Source organism: Glycomyces tarimensis (genome assembly GCF_054776215.1).
This window is the reverse complement of the sequence record NZ_BAAHCB010000028.1, coordinates 1-3,736: the sequence shown is the minus strand read 5'-3', so window position 1 is coordinate 3,736 and position 3,736 is coordinate 1. Positions and strand designations below refer to the sequence as shown.

Genomic DNA, 3,736 nt, shown 5'->3' with positions numbered 1-3,736 from the left:
GCACCCCGAACACTACCGGCCCGGGGAATCAGGGTGTCAACACCAAAGGACCAAGTCCCTGGCGGCTTGAGCGACGCTGAACGGATCGGTCACGACAGGGGTAGCCTCCAGGGCGGTGCAAGTGGAGTGCCACCACCATACCCACCACGACACGCGACCACGTCCCCCGATCGCCCAGACCGCCCGTAGGTCCATGCCGCAGTCCACAACGCGCTGTTGCCAGTGGTGCAGCGGTCGAGGCTTCGCTCGCGCTGACAGGTTCCGGCCCATTACCAACCCGCACCGCGCCGCTAATCGAACCCGCCCGCTTTGAGCAGACCCTATTCAGCGGTCACAGTAATAAACGGGCAACGGCGAGCGCTGGTTCAGCTTTGCCTGCAAGGCGATCCGCCCCACCGCCGACGCTGCTTCGGCCGTCTCGGGCACACACAAAAATAACCGCTTGTGACCGATTCTCGGTCACAAGCGGTCACATGGGCCCCGTGAGGGGGCCGGTGGTGTGGACCTTGCAAGAATCGAACCTGTGGCTTTTGTGAGAAAGTCACTGCAGCACGGTGGTCCCGAAGCTGTGGTGCTACCTTCCGCGAGCGGCTGTCTCCTGAGCGCGGTGTCGGGGATCAGTTGCCGAGGAGCTGCCGGAATCGCGGCGTCTGGTGGTGGCCGGGGCACGCTCGGCCAGCTCATGGTTGAGAACGGGCCTGCTGTACCCTGGCTACGGCTGTCTGCTGACAGACAACCGGGACGTGGCGCAGCTTGGTAGCGCACCCCGTTTGGGGCGGGGGGGTCGCAGGTTCAAATCCTGTCGTCCCGACATTTTCCCAGGTCGGAGCCTATGTCTCCGGCCTGGTTTGGATTCTTCCTCCTGAAGGATGGTTTTTCACACCTCAGCGAAGGACTTAGCGGCTGTCGGCAGCTCCGTTGGCAGTTATCCTGCTCGGTCCCAATGGGATCGGCGCTGAGCAGGTTACTGAACGAGTTGGTTGTGCCCGAAGAGGGTGTAGTTCGGTCTTCCAGTGACGAACGCCAGGCGTTGCCGGTGCTCCTTGAGTGCCTTCGCGACGGCTTGTTCGATCGTGGCGGGCTCGCTTATGACGATCGGCGCCCAAGGTGACTCTTCGGTGAAGAGTGTGGCGCTGTGCACCTGCCGCTGCATGAACGTCCGTCCAGCGAGCTGGATCTCTTGACGGGATTCGACGCAGAACGCGATTGCTCCCGGGGTGCGGCCCTTTCCCACGAGGACATGGCGGAAGTGGTCAACGAAGGAGTCGCCTTCGAACGGGCGGAAGCCGATCTGCAGCTTGGTTTCTCCCAGCTTCCGGACCGTGGCGAGCTGGCGGTCTTGCCCGTAGTGATGCTTTTGGGGCTCGAAGTTGAACCTGCCGCCGCAGGAGAGCACGACTGTGAGGTAACCCCCGATGCCCTCGTTCTTGTCGAGGTTGATGAAGAACTGAATCTCTTCTCGAAGCTCCTGGAAGGCGTCAGGCTCTGTATTCCGCGGATTCAGCACCCGGTAATCCACATACTTCTGCCTCGCCAGCAGGTTGCCCACCGCGACGACTTGGCCGGCGCGCCTGACAACTTCTTGCGTTCCGCCCTCGACGCGGTAGAGAACCGGGTCGGGCTGGCTCACGGCCAGGATGAAGTCGGTGACGGTGTCTGTCGATGCTTCTCTCAAGATCGAAAGTAGGGTTTCGATAGAGGCTTCTCGGTTCTGCCAGCACTGCTGAATGGCAACGTCGTTGACGTCTCCCGCCCATCCGACGGCGACATCCTCGCGGAGGATGTGGGTCTTGCAGCGAGGACCGCCTCGGTGGTTCTCACTACCGCTCCGGCTCCTGACGAGTTCCTTGCGAGTAACCATGTGGTCGAGCTGGAGCGACTCCGGCCGGGACTCCCGTACCTCGGGGAGGTATTGAGTGATCAGGGTGTCGCCCATCATAGCGATGTGGCCGTGGTCGATCACTGCCAGAACGAGTGTCATGCCGCTCCAATCCGGACTCGGAGATCCTTCCTCCAGGTAACGAATCGACTGTGGGCCTGGTTACGGTGTGGCCGATCTGCTCACCAGGGTCTTGGTCACACCACCATGAGCTCGGCATGGTTGTTCTCGTACGGGGAGCGCTTCTTGGACCCCTCGCGCAAGCGATGGCCACGGAGGTGTAGTGCGAGGGCGGGGTCGGTGGCACGGACGGCTTCGGAGGCTTGGGCGGCGTGTGGCCAGAGCACGGAGCCGTAGGTGAGGGTTTGACGACGATGTCGCAGGCGCCTTTGTCGGAAAGTTCGGGCAGGGCGCGGCGGATGATGCCAAGCAGGTCGGCTGCGGCGGGGTTGATGGCTCGGTTGTGGCGCGGGGGCGAAGTTTGTGGAGACGTTCCTCTCCATGACGGCGGCCTGGACGCTGTCAAGGTTGGATGACGCGGAGAGTGCGGCCGGGTGCTCGTCCATATCGCGTTTCCCGCCTCGACGACGCGGCTCGCTCTCTTAACTTGATTTTTAAGCTTGTGCGCTGGTGAGGCGTTGCTTGCGATGCGCGAGGGTTTTGTCGCGTTTGGTTTTCTTGCCGGGGTCGCGGATCGGTGCTTTGCGGTTGTTACGTCTTTCTGGAGGGCGGCCGGGGCCGGGCTTGCCGGGTTTCGGGACCCTGGTCAGGCGGGGCAGTGTCGAGTGGAGGTCCGGGAAAAGCCCGGCGGACGCGAGCCGGGGTGAGCCGGCCTGGTTTCGCGGGTGCTTCCCAGGGCAAGCGCAGGTCGGCGGCGAGGGACCTCGCGGCTGCCAGTTGGGTGAAGGCGGCGATGATCAGCCAGGTCCAGCGGTCGGCGGCTTCGGGGTCACGGACTTGGGGGCGGTCCAGCCCAGGGTCTGCTTGAGGAACCGGAACGTCTGCTCGATGTCGAAGCGGCGCAGCCATGCCAACCACAGACTGTCGAGGTCGTCCTCGGTCAGGCCGGCGGCATCGGTCCAGAGCCAGACCGGCTCGGGCGTGCCGGTGTGGGGCAGGCGTTCGGACTGGATGCGGACCACGGTGCCCTCGATGATCGGCAGCGTCTGGTCGTGGTCGATCCAGGCCGAGCGTTGTTTGAGCCAGGGATGCAGGCGCTCCCATGCCTGTGGCTGGAACTTCCCGTATCGGTCGTTGTCGGTAAGCGTCTGGGCCTGTGGCGCTTCCCAAGGGGACGGGTCGGTCAGGCGGAACGGGGTCCCGTGCCGCTGAGGCCGCCCGATACCTGCGTAGGACGGTGCGGCCCGATAGAGCACCCGGTCCGAGCGGAGCCTTCCGATCACGACCACCGGCAGGTCACGGAGCTGATACGCCAGGCGCGGGACGTCGTAGCCGGCATCGACCACGACCACGATCGCGATCGGCCGATCGCCAGGGGCGTGTTGCCCGGCCGCTACGAGTTGCTCGACAGTGCAGCGCACTTGGAGGGCCGTGCTCTCGGCGGCATCGTCGTCAGGGCCGAGCCGCTGCGGTCCAGGATCTGTGTCCATGGGCACAGCAGGGCGTCGGTCAGCTCGAACAACGCATTAGCCCGCGCGGTCAGGCAGTCGTAGAAGCCGACGCGGAGCGCTTGCAACGGCCCCGCGACACCCGCGAGCCCACCATCAGGAAGAATAGACAATCGAAGCCCTTGTTATGTGATTCCTTGTGTCGCAACAAGAATCATCAAGCAAGGGCTTAGAGGGAGTCTGATCCCGAAAGGTCGGGATCTGAGAGATGCCCGTAACTGAGGGGCGG

The 3,736-nt window shown here is 63.9% G+C and carries 2 protein-coding genes and 1 tRNA gene; 1 reads left to right on the top strand and 2 read right to left on the bottom strand.

Going from position 1 to position 3,736, the window contains the following annotated elements; all coding sequences use genetic code 11:
• Positions 1–737 precede the first annotated feature (737 nt).
• Positions 738–811 (top strand) — tRNA-Pro (locus tag ACYVK3_RS19945).
• Positions 812–964: 153 nt separating this feature from the next.
• Here ACYVK3_RS19945 and ACYVK3_RS19940 read toward each other — a convergent pair.
• Positions 965–1,981 (bottom strand): hypothetical protein, encoded by a 1,017-nt coding sequence (locus ACYVK3_RS19940; protein ID WP_460499100.1) that lies wholly within the window; start codon positions 1,979–1,981, stop codon positions 965–967.
• A gap of 815 nt (positions 1,982–2,796) precedes the next feature.
• Positions 2,797–3,489 (bottom strand): transposase, encoded by a 693-nt coding sequence (locus tag ACYVK3_RS19935; protein ID WP_460499099.1) that lies wholly within the window; start codon positions 3,487–3,489, stop codon positions 2,797–2,799.
• Between the last annotated feature and the right edge of the window lie 247 nt (positions 3,490–3,736).